The sequence below is a fragment of the Kitasatospora sp. NPDC059088 genome, assembly GCF_042738155.1.
In the GTDB taxonomy this organism is placed as follows: Bacteria; Actinomycetota; Actinomycetes; order Streptomycetales; family Streptomycetaceae; genus Kitasatospora.
The window spans coordinates 935-17,232 of sequence record NZ_JBHYGR010000006.1 but is presented as its reverse complement, the minus strand read 5'-3'; the positions used below and the strand labels follow the sequence as shown (position 1 = coordinate 17,232).

The 16,298-nt window shown below is 74.6% G+C and carries 22 protein-coding genes; 14 read left to right on the top strand and 8 right to left on the bottom strand.

The features are described 5' to 3' along the window. Positions 1 to 84 precede the first annotated feature (84 nt). Both ACFWXO_RS04410 and ACFWXO_RS04405 read left to right on the top strand, forming a co-directional pair. Positions 85 to 1,014 (top strand): PP2C family protein-serine/threonine phosphatase, encoded by a 930-nt coding sequence (locus ACFWXO_RS04410; protein ID WP_380522110.1) that lies wholly within the window; start codon positions 85 to 87, stop codon positions 1,012 to 1,014. 135 nt (positions 1,015 to 1,149) lie between these two features. Next, positions 1,150 to 1,407, top strand: coding sequence for a hypothetical protein (locus tag ACFWXO_RS04405; RefSeq protein WP_380522108.1), 258 nt, complete (start codon positions 1,150 to 1,152; stop codon positions 1,405 to 1,407). A 215-nt stretch (positions 1,408 to 1,622) separates the two neighbouring features. Here the strand turns inward: ACFWXO_RS04405 and ACFWXO_RS04400 are convergent, their stop codons facing one another. Beyond that, positions 1,623 to 2,540: a Rieske 2Fe-2S domain-containing protein gene (locus tag ACFWXO_RS04400; RefSeq protein ID WP_380522106.1), complete on the bottom strand. Its 918-nt coding sequence runs from the start codon at positions 2,538 to 2,540 to the stop codon at positions 1,623 to 1,625. Between the two features lie 244 nt (positions 2,541 to 2,784). Between ACFWXO_RS04400 and ACFWXO_RS04395 the strand changes: the two genes are divergently transcribed. The 4 genes from ACFWXO_RS04395 to ACFWXO_RS04380 all read left to right on the top strand — a co-directional run bounded on the left by ACFWXO_RS04395 (position 2,785) and on the right by ACFWXO_RS04380 (position 5,852). Then, positions 2,785 to 3,516, top strand: a complete 732-nt coding sequence (locus ACFWXO_RS04395; RefSeq protein ID WP_380522104.1) for a GAF domain-containing protein — start codon at positions 2,785 to 2,787, stop codon at positions 3,514 to 3,516. A 59-nt stretch (positions 3,517 to 3,575) separates the two neighbouring features. Further along, complete coding sequence (locus ACFWXO_RS04390; RefSeq protein ID WP_380522102.1) at positions 3,576 to 4,301, top strand: GAF and ANTAR domain-containing protein; 726 nt, start codon at positions 3,576 to 3,578, stop codon at positions 4,299 to 4,301. A gap of 92 nt (positions 4,302 to 4,393) precedes the next feature. After that, positions 4,394 to 4,816, top strand: coding sequence for a hypothetical protein (locus ACFWXO_RS04385; protein WP_380522100.1), 423 nt, complete (start codon positions 4,394 to 4,396; stop codon positions 4,814 to 4,816). Positions 4,817 to 5,279: 463 nt separating this feature from the next. Beyond that, positions 5,280 to 5,852 (top strand): type 1 glutamine amidotransferase domain-containing protein, encoded by a 573-nt coding sequence (locus ACFWXO_RS04380; protein ID WP_380522098.1) that lies wholly within the window; start codon positions 5,280 to 5,282, stop codon positions 5,850 to 5,852. 191 nt (positions 5,853 to 6,043) lie between these two features. Here the strand turns inward: ACFWXO_RS04380 and ACFWXO_RS04375 are convergent, their stop codons facing one another. The 5 genes from ACFWXO_RS04375 to ACFWXO_RS04355 all read right to left on the bottom strand — a co-directional run bounded on the left by ACFWXO_RS04375 (position 6,044) and on the right by ACFWXO_RS04355 (position 9,058). Then, positions 6,044 to 6,697, bottom strand: a complete 654-nt coding sequence (locus ACFWXO_RS04375) for an HAD-IIIA family hydrolase (protein ID WP_380522096.1) — start codon at positions 6,695 to 6,697, stop codon at positions 6,044 to 6,046. Positions 6,698 to 6,979: 282 nt separating this feature from the next. Further along, positions 6,980 to 7,465, bottom strand: a complete 486-nt coding sequence (locus tag ACFWXO_RS04370) for a flavin reductase family protein (RefSeq protein WP_380522094.1) — start codon at positions 7,463 to 7,465, stop codon at positions 6,980 to 6,982. A gap of 118 nt (positions 7,466 to 7,583) precedes the next feature. Next, entirely contained in the window at positions 7,584 to 7,928 is a 345-nt protein-coding gene (locus ACFWXO_RS04365; RefSeq protein ID WP_380522092.1) for a hypothetical protein, read from the bottom strand. Positions 7,929 to 8,137: 209 nt separating this feature from the next. Beyond that, entirely contained in the window at positions 8,138 to 8,482 is a 345-nt protein-coding gene (locus ACFWXO_RS04360; protein ID WP_380522090.1) for a hypothetical protein, read from the bottom strand. A gap of 252 nt (positions 8,483 to 8,734) precedes the next feature. Beyond that, entirely contained in the window at positions 8,735 to 9,058 is a 324-nt protein-coding gene (locus ACFWXO_RS04355; RefSeq protein ID WP_380522088.1) for a plasmid stabilization protein, read from the bottom strand. 241 nt (positions 9,059 to 9,299) lie between these two features. Here ACFWXO_RS04355 and ACFWXO_RS04350 point away from each other — a divergent pair, with 241 nt between their 5' ends. Continuing rightward, complete coding sequence (locus tag ACFWXO_RS04350) at positions 9,300 to 9,461, top strand: YqaE/Pmp3 family membrane protein (RefSeq protein ID WP_380453000.1); 162 nt, start codon at positions 9,300 to 9,302, stop codon at positions 9,459 to 9,461. Positions 9,462 to 9,517: 56 nt separating this feature from the next. Here ACFWXO_RS04350 and ACFWXO_RS04345 read toward each other — a convergent pair whose 3' ends face one another. Continuing rightward, complete coding sequence (locus ACFWXO_RS04345; protein ID WP_380522086.1) at positions 9,518 to 9,691, bottom strand: CsbD family protein; 174 nt, start codon at positions 9,689 to 9,691, stop codon at positions 9,518 to 9,520. A gap of 298 nt (positions 9,692 to 9,989) precedes the next feature. Here ACFWXO_RS04345 and ACFWXO_RS04340 point away from each other — a divergent pair, with 298 nt between their 5' ends. From ACFWXO_RS04340 to ACFWXO_RS04325, 4 genes are all read left to right on the top strand, one after another. After that, complete coding sequence (locus tag ACFWXO_RS04340; protein ID WP_380522084.1) at positions 9,990 to 10,436, top strand: STAS domain-containing protein; 447 nt, start codon at positions 9,990 to 9,992, stop codon at positions 10,434 to 10,436. Positions 10,437 to 10,496: 60 nt separating this feature from the next. Further along, positions 10,497 to 10,910 carry an ATP-binding protein gene (locus ACFWXO_RS04335; RefSeq protein ID WP_380522082.1) on the top strand — a complete coding sequence of 138 codons (414 nt, stop codon included), beginning with the start codon at positions 10,497 to 10,499 and terminating at the stop codon, positions 10,908 to 10,910. Between the two features lie 180 nt (positions 10,911 to 11,090). Next, positions 11,091 to 11,819, top strand: a complete 729-nt coding sequence (locus tag ACFWXO_RS04330) for an ATP-binding protein (RefSeq protein WP_380522080.1) — start codon at positions 11,091 to 11,093, stop codon at positions 11,817 to 11,819. A 125-nt stretch (positions 11,820 to 11,944) separates the two neighbouring features. Continuing rightward, positions 11,945 to 12,145, top strand: a complete 201-nt coding sequence (locus ACFWXO_RS04325; RefSeq protein WP_380522078.1) for a hypothetical protein — start codon at positions 11,945 to 11,947, stop codon at positions 12,143 to 12,145. Between the two features lie 63 nt (positions 12,146 to 12,208). Here ACFWXO_RS04325 and ACFWXO_RS04320 read toward each other — a convergent pair whose 3' ends face one another. After that, a complete protein-coding gene (locus ACFWXO_RS04320; protein WP_380522076.1) occupies positions 12,209 to 12,532 on the bottom strand; it encodes a MarR family transcriptional regulator in 324 nt (107 codons plus the stop codon). A gap of 87 nt (positions 12,533 to 12,619) precedes the next feature. On the opposite strand from ACFWXO_RS04320, the gene ACFWXO_RS04315 reads away from it, so the two are divergent. The 3 genes from ACFWXO_RS04315 to ACFWXO_RS04305 all read left to right on the top strand — a co-directional run. Then, positions 12,620 to 13,330 (top strand): FadR/GntR family transcriptional regulator, encoded by a 711-nt coding sequence (locus tag ACFWXO_RS04315; protein ID WP_380522074.1) that lies wholly within the window; start codon positions 12,620 to 12,622, stop codon positions 13,328 to 13,330. Positions 13,331 to 13,409: 79 nt separating this feature from the next. Continuing rightward, positions 13,410 to 13,577, top strand: a complete 168-nt coding sequence (locus ACFWXO_RS04310; RefSeq protein ID WP_380522072.1) for a hypothetical protein — start codon at positions 13,410 to 13,412, stop codon at positions 13,575 to 13,577. Continuing rightward, positions 13,565 to 16,298: AMP-binding protein (locus ACFWXO_RS04305; RefSeq protein ID WP_380522070.1), on the top strand; the 2,734-nt coding region annotated here is incomplete at its 3' end. The genes ACFWXO_RS04310 and ACFWXO_RS04305, both read left to right, overlap by 13 nt.

The window sequence follows — 16,298 nt, the reverse complement described above, 5'->3', positions numbered from 1 at the left end:
GCGCGCGCGCGCCCCCCCCCGCGCGCGGGGCGGGGGGGGGGGGGGGGGGCGGGGGGGGGGGGCGCGGGCCCCCCCCCCCCCGCCGTGGACGTCGCGGTCGGGCCGCCCGGGCCGGGGGCGCGGACGGTCCGGATCGCTGCGGAGGCGGTCGTCGACCCGGCCACCGGGCGGGTGTGCGCCGTGCGGGGCGTCCTCCAGGACGTGACCGAGCGGCACCGTACCGAGCAGGTCCTGCTCGGAGTGCGGACGAGGCTCGCGGAGCAGCAGCGCCGGGCCGCGGCCGAGCACCGCACCACCCAGGCCCTGCAGAACGCCCTGATGGGAGCGCCGGACGAGCCGGACCCGCCGCTCGCGGGCCTGGACCACGCCGCCCGCTACCTGCCGGCCGGCGACCACCGCCGGGTGGGCGGCGACTGGTACGACCTCACCGCCCTACCCGGCGGTCCGGTGCTGCTCGCGGTCGGCGACGTCAGCGGCCACGGCCTGGCCGCCGCCGTCGGCATGTCCGAGCTGCGGTACGCGCTGCGCGGGCTCTGCATCGTCGGCGCCGGCCCAGCCCGGTCGCTCGACCGCCTCAACGTGCTGCTCTGCCACCGGGGCGGCCGCCGGATCGCCAGCGTGCTGTGCGCCCTGCTCGACCCGGCCGCCCGCACGCTCACCTGGAGCGCCGCCGGGCACGCGCCGCCCGCCCTGCTCCGGGGCGGGGCCGCCGCGCCGGCCGCCGGGCCCACCGGCACGGTCCTCGGAGCGCTGCCCGAGAGCCGCTACCGCGACACCGTCCAGCCGCTGGACCCCGGCGACACCGTCCTGCTCTGGACGGACGGCCTGCTGAACCGCCGGGACGCCGACACCGGCCGCCCCGACCGCCTGCTGCGCGCCGCCGAGGAGTACCCCGCCGCCGACCTCGTCGGGCTGCTCGACCACCTCGCGGACCGGCTGGGCGGCCCCAACCCCGCGGACGACAGTTGCCTCCTCGCCGTCCGCCTCCGAGCGCGACACGAGGTCGTGCGTTAGTCCGCGCCCCGACGGGGAACCCGGACCGGCGGACCGGGGGACGGGCGTGCGAGGAGGCAGGACGTCATGGACGGACGGCAGCGGCGGGCAGCGGCTTGGCGTGGGCGGCGGCGCGGTGCCCTGGGGCGTCGAATCGTGTTCGGGCTGCGCAGCCGGGCCCTGGAGGCCACCCGGGGTGCACGGACCCGGACGGTCCTGGCGCTCGGGCTGCTCTCCCTGGGCCTGCTCGCGGCCGGCCTCCGGACCACGGCCGCGCCTCTCGCGCTGACGGTGACCGGCTGCTGGGCCCTCGCCCTCGCCCTCGCCTGCGCGGTGCTGCGCGCCTGCGCCGTGCAGGGGCCCGGTGAGCGGCCGGCCCCTTGCCGGCAGAGCCGGGCGGGCGGTTCCCGGTAGTCGCTCCGGTGGCGCATCGCGAGCCACTGTCGCTCGGCCGTGCGCCGGAACCGTCGGCACGGTGCACCGGCCGGGCGGCGTGTGCCGCGAGGTGAGAGACGACGTCGGCCATGGATCCTCCGACCTCTCGATCCGACTGCTCGATCGCCCGGCGACAGCCCCTGATCGGGGTGCGGGACGGTGACGGCCGGTCAGCCGTCAGCTCCATCAACGGGTCAGCCGGCTCCCGGCAGCCGCACCTCCAGGTGCCCGGACAGCACCCGGGTCTCGAACACCGGTTGCGGCGCGGTGGCCGGGCCGGCGGCGACCTGGCCGTCCCGGAGGCGGAACTCGCTGCCGTGCCACGGGCAGCGCAGGCAGCCGTCGGCCACCGTGCCTTCGGCGAGCGGGCCGGAGAGGTGGGAGCAGCGCTCCGCGAGCACGTGGCAGCGCTCGCCCACCCGGACCACGACCACGGGCACCCCGCCCGCCGTCCTGCGGACGGGCTCGCCCGGCGGGAAGTCGTTCAATGGCCCGAGTCCGACCCAGTCCGCGGGCGCCAGCCGGGGCACGGCGGCGGTCCGGTCGGGTCCGGCGGCCTGCGCGTACGCCAGGTGACCGCCGAGCGTGCCGCCGGCCGTGACGGCACAGAGGCCTGCCAGCCCGAGCAGCCGCCCGCGGGCGCGGCGGCCCCGGCAGCGGGCCGACAGCGAGCCCGCGTACAGCAGCACGCCGACGGTGTTGGCGAGCGCGTGCACCAGACCGGTGCGGCGGCGTGGCGCGTCCAGCCGGGCCCAGTCCACCCAGCCGGCCAGCGCGGCCGGGGCGGCGCCCAGCAGCCCGACGGTGACCATGGCGTCGGCCGGGCGCCGGGCACCCGGGAGGAAGTCCAGCAGCGCGGCGGACGTCCAGCAGCCGATCGGCACCTGGACCAGCACCGGGTGCAGCGGGTGCCCGAGCCAGACGCCGTGCAGCGCGTCGCGGTACGGGCCGAGCGGGAGGGCCTCCACAGCATCGGCGATCGGCCCGGCCGGGCGGTCGAGGACCTCCCAGTGCGACGGCGCGTCGAGCGCCCGCCGCAGCCGGCGGGCCCACCGGTCCGCGCGCAGGGATGAGGAGTTCAGCAGGGCTGAGGGATTCAGGGGAGCGTTCATACCGGGCGGCTTGCCGGGGCGTGGCAGCCGAAACCCGTTCCCGGGTGTGCGCCGGACCGATCCGGGTAGACGCGCAACGGATGGTGGTCCCGTGGTGACGGCCCGGACACCTGTACTTCGGTGATCATGCCGCGGCGCGAGCCGCCGTGGTGCGGGAGAACCCGACGACCAGGACGACCATGACGACCGGGACGGCAGCCGGAGGGCCCGGGTCGGCCGCAGGCGAGGAGAACGAGGCGCGGAAATGGCCGATCTGACGCGGATCGCGCAGATCATGGCCGAGGCCGTCAACGGCCCGGGCCGCCCCTCTCTGCCCGAACGCCTCTGCGCGGCATGTGTCGACGCCCTGTCCGTGGAGGCCGCCTCGATCACCCTCATGGCCGACACCGGCCATCGGGCCGGCGTCTGGGCCAGCGACGGCCGGGCCCGCCACCTGGAGGAGCGGCAGTTCAGCCTTGGCGAGGGCCCCGGCGTGGACGCCTTCCGCAGCCGTCGGCCGGTGGCCGTCGCCGACCTGCTCGCACGGGCGGAGGTGCGCTGGCCGGTCCTGGTGACGGACCTCGCCTCGACCGCCGTCGTCGACCACCGGGGCCTTCGCAGCGTCTACGCCTCGCCGCTCCACCTCGGGTCCTCCGGCATCGGCGTGCTCAGCCTGTACCGCGCCACCCCCGGGCTCCCGGCGGCCGGTGAGGTCGCCGACATCCAGGTCGCCGCCACCAGCGTGACCCTCGCCATCGTCGGCTCCTTCATGACGCCCTCGGGCGAGGTGCCCGTCCAGCCGTGGCTCGACGACCCGCCGCTGAACGGCGTCGAGGTGGACCAGGCGGTCGGCATGATCATGGTGCAGCTGGGGGCACCTGCCGAGGAGGTCCTCGACCGGCTACGCGCCCACGCCTTCGCCCACGACCGCGAGATCGACGAGGTTGCGCACGACGTCGTGGAGCGACGGCTGCGGTTCACCGAGGAGGACCGATGACGGATGACCGACGGCCCGGCGCGGGCGTAGCCTGGCCCCGAAGGGAAGTGGAGGCGGTCATGACGCGCGAGGCCCGCGTGAACGAGGCGTTCGCCGGGCTCACCGAATCGCTGATCGGTCCCGGCTACGACACCGTCGAGTTCCTGCACCGGCTCACCGAAGTGTGCACGGCGCTCAGCGGGACGGCGGGCACCGGTCTCGTCGTCGCGGACCGCCGTGGCGAGCTGCGCGACATCGCCTACTCCAACGACCGGGTCCGCCGCCTGGAGGCCCTGCAGATCGCCATCGGCGAGGGGCCCTGCCTGGACTGCCACCGCACCGGCGAACAGGTCGTCGTCCGGGACCTCGACCGGGCCGGGGCCCGCTGGCCCCGCTTCGTGCCGCGCGCCCTCGACCTCGGGTTCCGCTCGGTTCGCGCGGTGCCGCTGCGCCTGGACGGCAGGGTCGTCGGCGCGCTCAACGTCTTCGACGTCCACCCCGGGACCGAGCCCGGCGAGGACGGCCCGGACGTTCTGAAGCCGCTGGCCGACCTGGCCGTGATCGCGCTGCTCCAGCGCCGCTACGGGCGGGAGCAGACCGCCGCCGAGGAGATCAGCGCCTCGCCGGCGGACCGCGCTGCCATCGAGCGGGCCAAGGGCGTCCTCGCGGAGGCCGGCGGCCTCGACATGGACGGCGCCTTCGACGCGCTCCGGGACCACGCCCGCCGCAGCGGCACCGGCGTCGCCGACGCGGCCCGCGCCCTCGTGGAGGGGCGGATCGACCCTGCCGCCGTGCTCACCGACTGACCGCTGCGACCGTTCTGCGGCGTCACCGGGTGCGACGTCCCCCGCTGCTCGGGCAGGTGGTTGGTTTGTGACCCGGCGGGTAGGCGCGCCGCATGGAGGACATCGGCCCCCCAGCGGACGACCAGTCCGACGGCATCCCCGGAACACTCGACCTCTGCGACCTCTGCGGCCGGGCCGTCGACGAGGGCGACCTGCTCGGCGTGCTCGTGCCGGATTCCTCCGCGCTGCACGTCAGCGACCAGAGCCTGGACGGCAAACGGGCGCTGACCGCCTGCACCGTCAACCACCTGGCTGATCTGATCGCGCAGTACCGCAAGCGCCCGTTCGTGCCGGAGGAGCTGTGGGCCGGCAAGGTCTGCCGCGCGCTCGCAGAGTGCGACGGCGAGCCCGTCCCGCTCAGCACGGTCGCCGAGCTCAGCGGTCTTTCGATCCAGCAGGCCGCCCAGGGCGTCGAGTGGCACAACGCCAGGGCGCGCGAGTGGCGGGCCCGCTACGGCGACCCCGGCGAGGACTGACGGCACGACAGGGAGACGCGGCGGCACGGCGGAGCCCCCGGGGCTCCGGTGGTGGGCGGGGTCGGCCTCACGGTGCGACGGCGTCGGCGGTCGGCGGCTCCGGTTCCGGGGCCGGCCCCTGCGGAACGTCCGGGTTCCGGCGGTCGACCGCCGGTGCGTCCGCGACCGTGGCGGACCGCCTGGAGTGCGGACGGACGACGGAGGGCGGGAACGGCCTCGCTCCGTCGGGATCCGTGCGTTCGTGTCCGTGCCGGCCGCGCATCGCTATGGCCCACGAGCTTCGTCTCACACTCACCGCTTCCTCCTGGTCCTCGGGGCGGACGCCGGGGTTCGCCGCTGCCGCGCGGCTACCCGAACCTGGCCCGGCGAATCCCGGGTGGGGGCCCGGAGACCGGGTACCCGCAGCGGTCCGGGGGCCCGGGCGACGACGGCCCGGGCCCGGAAGAGGCCACAGGAGGCAGCCGTGAACAACCACACCAAGGTCCTCGCGATCGTGACCAACCACGGTGTCGAACAGGACGAACTCCTCGTCCCGGTACGGCACCTGCGTGACGACGGCGTCCACGTCGACATCGCCGCCCCGAGCCGGGACGACATCCGCACCCTCGTCGGGGACGAGAAGCGCGGCGAGACGGTGGAACCGACGCACACCCTCGACGACGTGGACGCGGACGCCTACGACCTGCTCCTCGTCCCGGGCGGCACCCTCAACGCTGACGCCCTCCGGACGCACCGGAAAGCCGTCGACCTCGTCCTCGCCTTCACCACCTCCGGCCGCCCGGTCGCCGCGATCTGCCACGGTCCGTGGGTGCTGGTCGAGGCCGGCGTGGTGTACGGAAAGGAGCTCACCTCCTACCCGTCGCTGCGCACCGACCTCGCCAACGCCGGCGCCGACTGGACGGACGCCGCGCTCGTCACGGACGACACGAACGGCTGGCGTCTCATCACCTCCCGCACGCCGGACGACCTCGACCAGTTCGTGCGGGGGATCGACGCGGCGCTCAAGGTGCGGGCCGCGGCCGCCGATCGGGGCTGACGCTCCCGGTCGGCGCCGGGTGGGGCCACCGGGCCTGCGGGGCTCATGGGCTCAGCGGCAGGGCAACCGGTGCACGGACTTCTCGACGTCGGTGGGGTGTCGCTCCGAGGCCGGGGGACCTGGGTTCCGGGGCTCGGAGCCTCCGGGGGTGATGCTCATCGCGCGTTCCCCACGCTCCGGCGGTGGGGTGTTCAGCGGTGCAGCAGGAGGTCGGCGGCCTGGACCGGGCCGGCGGCGGCCCGGCAGACGGTCAGCGTGCAGGGCGGGCAGGGCACCGTGATCCGTGCCGCGGCCTCGGGGACGCGGATCGCGCGGGCGCCGGCATCCAGGGCAGCGGCGATCACGGCGTCGCCGGAGCCGATCACCGTCACCCGGGCGGGCGGCAGACCGAGGGCCCGGCAGCTGGCGGAGACCAGAGCGGGCGAGGGCATGTGGCACGAGCAGCCGTCGTGCCTGCCGTGGGGGCAGACCGCCCACACGTCGAAGGGGCCGAGAAGTAGCTCGGCACGAGCCTGGACGGCCTCGACCTCCGCGCGTCCGATCAGGCCACGGGCGACGCCCGGCTGGTTGGTCAGCACGCCGATGGCGAGGCCCGCCCCGCGTAGGGCCGTCAGGGTGCCTCGTACGCCCGCCATGGGGAGGACGAGGGCGGGATCGCCGTTGCAGGACACATCCTGGAGGAGGGTGCCGTCCCGGCCGAACAGCACGGCACCAGTCGGTCCGTCAGCCCCGGAGGGGCCGCTGCGGCTGTACAACCACGGGCCGGTGCCGTCCGCGCCGTCCGGCCGGTCGCCGGCCGAACGGGGCTGCGGGACGGTCGGTACGGTTTCTCCTAGGTACGTCATACTCCTGCGGGTTGCCGCCGTGCCCGGCGTCAAACGGCCCACGGGCGGCGTGCCGGCCATGCTCGCCGGTCAGGGAATGCCCGTGCCGGGCGGAGGTCCCCGGACCGGCCCGGTTGGAGCCGCCGAGGCGGCTTGGCGCACGCGCCGCGAGCAGCGGCGCAGCTCCGGGGCCGGAGCACGGAGCCCAGGGTGGGGAAGAGCCGGTTTTCCCGCCGCCGAGAGCTGTTCGGGGAGTCGTCACCAGCCCGCCCCGTCCCACCTCACCCCAGGCGGTCTGCCCGGTTACGCCGGGTGTCCGGCGTTGATGTCCTTCACGTCGTGCAAGGTCAGCGGCCCACCGCTGGAGTGCGACGTGGTCGTGGTGTCGAACGGGGCGAGGAGGAATCCCACGTGGTCGCCCCAGTCGGCCCGGTCGAGGACGTGGCCGGCGAACCAGGCCATGGCGCCGGTCAGGACCGGGACTCCGCCCGGACCGGGCTCCCACGCGGTGGCCGCGAACTTGTCGATCCGGTCACCGGTGCGAGCACCGAAGAGCTCGGCGAGGTCGTGGCGGTGTGCGGGGAGCAAGTGGACCACCAGCACCCGTGACCGTGACGCGACGGCGTAGGTACGGTTCGCCTTGGAGATCCACACGGTGAAACGCGGTGGGTGCAGCGAGTTCTGGCCGGCGAAGCCGACCAGGCACCCCGCGCGATCCTCACCGACCGCCGCGGTGACGACATAGACCGAATAGTCCAACAGGGCGCTGAACGCCTCGAATTGACCCACGCCTCTGCTCCTTCCTGCGGATTCCCGGGCCATGGCCGCGTTTGGTGAAGCCGGTCCGCCGTCCGTGGGACGCAGCGCCACGTGCCTGCGTGCGCGTCGCCGCAGGGACCCTGCCGGGTCACGGATGGTCGTCGTGGTGGCCGCAGAGCCAGGCCAGTGCCTGGTAGGCGCCGAGGGCGTAGCCGGCGTCGGCACCGTCGTTCAGGGCGGCGCGCAGTCTCACGGCGGTGCTGCGGCATTCGGCGAAGAGCTGCTCACGGCAAGGCCCCCCGGTCCCGGGCGACGCGAATTCGGTCACGGGGGCTTCGGTCTGGACACCGGTGGCCCACTGGTAGGACGCCAGCACTCCGTGCTCGAAATCGGTGCGGGGCGAGGGGTGCCGGTTGGCCGCCTTGGTCACTTCGAATACCTCGTCCAGGCCACGCGCCCCCACCGCGGGGATCGTCGCCTCGTCTGTTGTCATGCGAGCAACCTATGTGCGTCGGCCCTCAGCTGCCTCCCGGGCGGCTCGAGCGCTCCCGCTCGCCGGTGGCCAGAGCTGCCGGTGTCCTTCACGCCGTCGGACCCCAGGCCCACCGGAGGAGCAGGTCGGGAACGAGGGCTCCTCCACCGGAGTGGTCTGTTCGAGCTGGGTACGATGTCGGCACCTTTCCGAAAGCGAAGCGGCAGCGGTCAGGGACGGTCGTCGTGGTGGCCGCACAGCCACGCCAGCGCCTGGTAGGCGCCGAGGACGCCCGCGCCGTCCGTGCCCGCAGCCAGGGCTTCGCGCAGACGGACCGAGGCGGCCTGGCACTCCGCCAGCAGCTGCGCCCGGCACGGCCCCGCGGCACCGAGCGCAGCGGCGGCCGTGACCGGTGCCGCGACCTGCGCCCCGGCGGCCCACCGGTAGGCCCCGAGGACGCCGTGTTCGAAACCGGTCCACGGCTGCGGGCGCCGGTTCGCCGTCTCGATCGCGTCGAACACCTCGCCCAGCGGGCGCACCCCTACGGCCGGGACCGTCGTCTCGTCACTGGTCATGCCCGCAACCTACGTCTGCGGGAGGCAGCCCGCCGCCGGACGGTCCGGCCCGGGCGGCGCTCCTCAGGTCACCGCCTGGTGGCCGGCCGGCGATCGGGTGAGCCGAACCCGGCAGGCCGTGGCCCCGGGTCTGCCGACGCTCCGACCACGGTCGGCCGGTGGCGGAGCAACACCGCCTGCCGGGCCGGGTGAACAGATCTCGGCGGCCGACGCCTCTCGGCGCCGACCGCTCCGCCGGTTCCTGAGGACCGGTCAGCGGCCCAGGGCGCTGGCCAGTTCCTTCTTGTTCATCGTCGAACGGCCGTGGATGTTGCGCTGCCTGGCCTCGTTGTACAGCTGCTCCTTCGTCGGCCCCTGGGAGCCGGAGTGCGAACGCAGTCCACCGCGCCGGGAGGACGAGATGTCGTGGAGGGAGGAGCGGCTGGCCGTCTTCGACTCGCCGTGCCGGGCCCGTTCCTTGTTCACGGTCCGGGCCGCGATCTCCTCGGCCCGCTTCCCGCTCTCCCCGCGCTCCAGCGCGCTGTCCTTGATGTGCTCGTACTGGCGTTCACGCTTCTTGTTCGAACCCGCAGGCATGGTTCCTCCTCCGGTGTGCGGTGCCCCGGCGCGTACCCCTGGCCTGCGATCCCACGCGTGCGGTGAGTGCTGCGGTCGCCGCGGGGGGCCCCCCGGGGGCCGGCGGCCCCGCTTTGCGCGGGGGGGGGGGGGGGGCCGCCCCCCCCCCGCGCGCCCCCCACGGCCGCAGTTTGCCGCTGCGGGGGGTGGGCAGCCGCTCCGATACGCGTTCGCACCGGCGGACGGGAAGCGAGGAAAGATCATGGTGAAGGTTCTGCTCGTGCTCCTGTGCCTGGTGCTGCCGTGGCTGGCGGTGCTCATCAAGGACGGCCCGAGCATGAAGGTGCTGTGGGCGTTCCTGCTCCAGCTCTGCGGCCATGTGCCCGGTGTCGTCTACGGCATCTACCAGGTCGTTCAGGACTGACCGCGGCACCGGGCCGGCGGCCGCGCGGGGCGGCCGCCGGGTGCCGGGTGTCGGGGTCAGTGCTTCCCGGCGTCCTTGACCTTCTCGACGGCCTGCTTGAGGTCGCTCTTGATCTGCTTGCCGCGGCCCTCGGCCTCGACGGTGCGGTCGCCCGTGGCCTTGCCGACGGCTTCCTTGGCCTTGCCGTGGGCCTTCTCCGCCGCGTTGCGCAGCTTGTTCTCGGTACCCATCGTGTGCGCTCCTCTCGTACGGGGGCGGGGTGCGCCCCGCGCTGCGTCTGCCCGGGCGGACCGGTTTCACACCCGGAGCACCCCGGCGTGCCGTGCTGAGCGCCTCGGCCTCCTGCCCGTCGGTGCGTGTAGCCGTGAGGGGGTCGGGCAGACGCGGGGCATGGACGACGAGCGGGCGGTACTCCAGGTCACATCGGGGGCGACCCCGTGGGCCCCGGTCGTTCGCGCGGCCGACCGTGGTGCGCGGCATGATGGGCGGGACGGCACATCGCCGTCCCGACCGGTCAGGGAGCGTGCCATGCCACGGCCAGCCGAGGATTCCACCACGGCCGAGGGGGACGGGGGCGAGCTGCGGGTGACGGTGGACCGCCGGGGGGCGGTCCTCGTCGTCGGCGTGGCGGGGGAACTGGACCACGACACGGCGGGCGAACTGCGTGCCGTGCTCGCCCGCCCGGTGGGCGACGGCATCGACCGGGTCGTGGTCGACCTGGCGGACCTGCGGTTCTGTGATTCGACCGGGCTCAACCTCCTGTTGCGTGCCCGCATCGAGCGGGAGGAGGCCGGGCTGCGCCTGGAACTCGCGGGATTGCGCCCGATGGTGGCGCGGCTGTTCGCGATCACGGGAGCCGACAGCGTGCTGCGGATCCACCCGGACGTCCGGTCGGCGCTCGGATCGGCGGACCTGCCGGACCCGCCGGACCTGCCGGAGGCGCCCGGCACCGCTCCGCCGACCGGTCCGGTGTGAGGGGACGTGATGGTCCTCCCCGGGCAGGGTCCGTCACCGGGCCGCGAGCGCACCAGACGGATGGCGTTCAGCGGGGTCGACGGCGCGGTGCGGCGCAGCCGTGAGTTCAGCCGGGACGCGTTGCGGTCCTGGCGCTGGTTGCCCGCCGCCGACGACGAGCAGTCGGCCGTCACCGAGGACGTCCTGCTGATGGTCTCGGAGCTGGTGACCAACGCCTGCCTGCACGCGCCGGGAGGCCCGCGCGAACTGCGGCTGCACTGGGACGGGGCCCGGCTGCGGGTGGAGGTCACGGACGCCAGTCCGGTGCCCCCGCGGCTGCGGCGCGCCGCCGAGCCGGGGCGGCCGGGCGGTCACGGGCTGCGGGTCGTCGACCGGCTGGCCGGGGCCTGGGGATGTGTGCCCGAGGACGGTGGGAAGCAGGTCTGGCTGGAGGTGCGCTCCCCGCTCGACCGCCACGTCCGCCGCCCCCTCTGACGACCCCGGTCTCCGATGACGACCCCGGTCCTCCGACGCCGTCGGCCCGTGCTACCGGCCGGGGTGCGGTACCGGCGGCGGTGCCGGATCGGGGTCCGGGTACGGCTCGGGCCGCGGGAACGGCGGGATCGGCGGTGACGGCGGGTCGGGGTCCTCGCCCGGTCGGGGCACCGGAGCGGGATGCGGGATCGGTTCGGTGTCCGGATCCGGCGGCGTCGGAATCGTCATGGCTTCGCCCTCGTCGGAAGGAGTGGACACGCTCGGTGGGCGAGCGCGTGTGCCGGCCCGCGCCCGTTCGTCGTCGAATGGGCGGCCGGTGCACCGCCCAGGCGTCTACCCGCGCAAAAGGTAGTAAACCGGGCTAAACATGACTGGAAAGTCGTATGTCGGGTGGGGCAGTCATGCGATGGCCGAGCACGACCGGCCGTTCGCCGACACCGACCCGGGTGTCTCCGGGGCCTCGCTGGACGCAGCCGGGCACAGCTCCTGGGGGAAGAAGCCCCGCCGGGCGAGCCGCAGACCCGTCGGCGTTACCTGGCACTCACCCGATGCCCAGGAGAACCGGGCACCGCTGCCGAGGCCCGCGCCTTCACCGGTGACTTCCTCGCCGACACCGCCGATCCGAGGGCGGTGGCCGATGCCGTCCTGCTGGTCTCGGAGCTCGTCGGCAACGCCCTACGGCACACCGGCGGATCGCGGGCGCTGCTCCTGATCCGCGCCGGTGGGCGGCTGCGGATCGAGGTCAGTGACGCCAGCCCGTGGCCGCCATCGCCCCGGTCAACGCACCGGGCGGGCGACCAGGGCGGCCTCGGGCTGTTCCTGCTGGACCGGCTCTCACTCCGCTGGGGGTGGCGCCCGACGGGGCCGGGCAAGACGGTCTGGTGCGAGCTGCGGCTGCCCGCCGGGTGACGCCGAGGTGCGCGTGTCGGCGAGGAGGACAGTGCCTTTCGGACGCCTGCGCCCCCGGTTTGTGTCCCGGCCGCCCGGGGAGACGCCGGGTCGAGGGGGGAACCGTGCAGAGGAGGAGATGAACCATGTCGAACGACGAGCAGACGCGGGAGCGGTCCGCGGAACAGCGGAACATCACGGCGCCGACGCCGGCGGACGTCCGGGCGAAAGCGGAGGAGGCCAAGGAGCAGGAGGAGGCCAAGGAGGCCAGGGAGCACGAGGAGCGCAACGAGGCCGAGCGCGGTCGGGCGAGCGCACCGCCGGCGGCCGGCACCCGGGCACCCTGACCGCCCGCGACAGCCAGGACCAGCTGCCCGGCGGCAGGAGCGCAGGGCAAGGCCTCAGGTCCGTCAGGGCCGGGGTGACTCCAGCGCGGTGGGCGCCGGGTCCCGGTGTCCGTCGGCGGTCGAGCGCAGGAGCGTGGCGAGGAGTTCGGAGACCGTCGGGCCCGCATCGGCGGGGTGACGCAGCTGCTTGCTCGCGGTGACGCGGTAGTGGTTGGCGCGGCCCTGGCGTTCGTGGCTGAGGTACCCGGCCTGTTCCAGGTCGGTGATGATGCGCTGGACGGCGCGTTCGGTGAGCAGGCGGCAGGAGGCGATGTCGCGCACGCGGATGCCGGGGTCGCGGGCGGTCTGGACCAGGACGCGGGCGTGGTTTCCCGGCTGCCGAGACACAACGGCGCATGCGTGCAGCGGTTGACGCTTCAGCAGGCAGGTTCGAGGACGATGTTCAAATGTCTGATGTTTGTATATGGTGCTTCCATGAAACCCATCAGCGCACCACGGCGAACGGCCAGCCTCTCCGCCCAGCTCGTGGCGAGCCTCCGCTCGCACATCGAGGCAGGGGGCTGGCCGGTCGGGACGCGGATCCCGCCGGAGCAGGTCCTCATGGAGGAGCTCGGGGTCGGACGCAGCACACTGCGGGAGGCGATCGGTGCCCTGGTACACCTCGGCCTGCTGGAACCCAGGGCAGGTGACGGCACCTACGTCCGCTCCTCCAGCGAGCTCCAGTCGGTCCTGGTGCGGCGGGCAGGCTCCGCGAAGCGGGACGACGTGCTGGAGTTGCGGACCGTCCTGGAGGAGTACGCCTCGGGCGCCGCGGCCCTGCGCCGCAGTGAGGAGCAGGTGCGGCAGCTGCGGGAGCTGCTGGCCGACGCCGAAGCGGCCGTCGCCGGCGAGGACGCGGCCGCGGCCACCGACGTCGACGCGCTCTTCCACCGGTCCGTCGTCCGGGCGAGCGGGAACGACCTGCTGATCGAGGTGTACGACCACCTCGGCACGGCGCTCACCTCGCACCTGGGGGGCCTGTCCTGGGACACGGCCCACGCCGAGGAGCACGCCGGCCTGCACCGGCGGCTCGTCGACGCGATCGAGGCCCGGGACGCGGGCGGCGCTCGTGGCGCCGCGGCCGCGATCGTCCGGCTCGCCCACGACCACGGGGCCGCCGACGCACGCGCGGCCGAGGGCCGGTGAGCCCGCGGCCGACCCCGGTGCCCCGGCACTCCGCACCGCACGCCTGAACAGGCTCTCCCGGCTGCCAAGGAGATCATCCGTGTCCCGTTCCCACCTCCCCGCCGACGAACTCGACGCCCGTACCGACCGACGAAGCACCCACCTGTACGCGACCGACGCCCAGTTCCGCGACGCCGCGCCCCGGACGCCGTCACCGAGGCGATCCGGCGCCCCGACCTGCCGCTCGCCGACCTCGTGGCCACCGTGATGGAGGCGTACGCCGACCGCCCCGCCCTGGGCGAACGTGCCACCGAGCAGGTCACCGACCCGGAGACGGGCCGCACGACACTGCGCCTTCTGCCGCGGTTCGACACGCTCACCTACCGCGAACTCTGGGAGCGGGTCGGCGCGGTGGCCGCCGAGTGGCGCCACCACCCCGAACAGGCGCTGGGCCCCGGCGACTTCGTCGCCCTCCTCGGGCCCGCGAGCGCCGAGTACACCGTGGCGGACCTGGCCTGCGTCCGCTCCGGCGCGGTGTCCGTCCCCCTGCCGTCGGGCGCTCCGGCGGCCCAGCTGGCCCCCATCGTCGAACAGGCCGGACCGCGCCTGCTCGTGGTGGACGTCGACCAGCTGGACGTCGCGCTCGACGTCGCGGCGAACGCCCCCTCGCTGGGCAGGATCGTCGTCATCGGCCACCGGCCCGGGGTCACCGCCCACCAGGAGAAGCTGGAGTCCGCGTCCGCCCGGCTCGCGGCGCTGGGCCGCGCAGTGGCCCTGGACCCGCTGGCGTCGGTCGTCCGGCGGGGAAGGGCACTGCCGTCGCTCCGGCGGGTTCCCGACGGGTCGGCGGCCGACGCGCTGGGCGCGCTGATCTACACCTCGGGAAGTACCGGCACCCCCAAGGGCGCCATGTACACCGAGCGCCTGGTCCGGCAGTTCTGGGTCGACTTCCTGCCCGACCGGGCGGCGCGGCCCGCCATCACGCTCAACTACCTGCCGTTGAGCCACATGATCGGCAGGGGAGTGCTGTTCGGGACGCTCGCCAAGGGGGGCCTGGCCTGTTTCGCGGCGTCCAACGACCTGTCGACCCTCCTGGAGGACCTCTCCCTGGTCCGTCCCACCGAGATCGTCATGGTGCCCCGCATCTGCGACCTGCTGCTCCAGCACTACCGGGCGCAGTCGTCCCGCCGGGCCGGGACCGGTGGCGATGCGGCCGAGCAGGTGAAGGAGGAGCTGCGGGAGAAGGTCATGGGCGGCCGCCTCCTGCGGGCCGTCAGCGGCTCGGCCCCGCCGAGCGAGGGGACGACGGCCTTCATCGAGGACTGCTTCCACGTCAGGCTGCTCGACGGCTACGGGTCGACGGAAGGCGGGATCATCTCCCTCGACGGCCGGGTGCAGCGCCCGCCGGTGACCGACCACAAGCTGGTCGACGTACCCGAACTGGGGTACTTCGGCACCGACTCGCCGTACCCCAGGGGCGAGCTGCTGATCAGGTCCGACCGGCTCGTCCCCGGGTACTTCCGGCGTCCGGACGCCACCGCCGAGGTCTTCGACGAGGACGGCTTCTACCGCACGGGCGACATCATGGCCCGCGTCGGCCCCGACGAACTGCGGTACGTCGACCGCCGCTCGAACGTCGTCAAGCTCTCCCAGGGCGAATTCGTCGCCCTCTCCCGCCTGGAGACGCTCTACGACGGCAGCCCGCTCGTCCGGCAGATCTTCCTGTACGGCAGCGGCGCCCGCGCCTACCTGCTCGCGGTGGTCGTGCCGACGCAGGACGCCCTCGACCGCGTCGACGGGGACGTCCGGCGACTGAGGCCGGTCCTGCGGGCGTCCCTGCAGCAGCTCGCCGCCGAGGCGGGGCTGAACTCCTACCAGATCCCACGGGACCTGCTCGTCGAGACCGAGCCGTTCACCCAGCAGAACGGGCTGCTCTCCGGGGTGCGCAAGCCGTTGCGGCCGGCCCTGACGCAACGGTACGGCGAGCGTCTCGAAGCGCTGTACACCCGGCTGTCCGACCGGGAGGCCGAGGAACTCCGGACGCTGCGCCGGACCGCCACCGACCAGCCGGTGCCGGCGACCGTGCTCCGGGCCGCGCAGGCGCTCCTGGGGGTGGAGGACGGGGTCGTGGGGCCCGGCACCCGCTTCCTCGAACTCGGCGGTGACAGCCTCACGGCGCTGTCGTTCTCCCAGCTGATGAAGGAGGCCTTCCACGTCGACGTCCCTGTCGACGTGATCATCAACCCGGTCAACTCGCTGCAACGGGTGGCCGACCACATCGAGCGGGCACTCGCGGCGGAGCACCGCCGTCCCACCGTCGACAGTGTCCACGGCCCGGACGCGACGCGGCTCGACGCGGCCCGGCTGCGGCTGGACGCGTTCCTCGACGCGCGGACCGTCGAGCAGGCCGGACGGCTGAGGCCGGCCGGCCCGCTGCCCGCGGCCCGGACCGTCCTGCTGACCGGCGCCAGCGGCTACCTGGGCCGATTCCTGTGCCTGGAGTGGCTGGAGCGGGTGGCGGAGCGCGGTGGCACGCTGGTGTGCGTGGTCCGCGGCTCCTCCGCCGAGGCGGCCCGGGCACGGCTCGACGCGGCCTTCGACAGCGGCGACCCGGACCTCGTGGAGCGCTACCGGAAGTCCGCCGCCCGGCACCTCCAGGTGGTCGCCGGCGACATCGGGGAACCGGGCCTCGGGCTCGACGAGGAGACCTGGCAGCGGCTGGCCGACACCGTGGACCTGATCGTCCACCCGGCGGCACTGGTCAACCACGTCCTGTCCTACGGCCAGCTGTTCGGCCCCAACGTGCTGGGAACGGCCGAACTGATCAGGCTCGCGGTCACCTCCCGGATCAAGCAGTTCACCTACCTGTCGACGGTCGCCGTCGTCTTCGGGAACGCGGCGGGCGGCGCCCCGGGGGGGGGCGGCCGGGCCGCCGGGGGGGGGCGCCCGGGGGGCGGGGGCCACGCCGGCGGCGCCCCGGGCGGGCAAA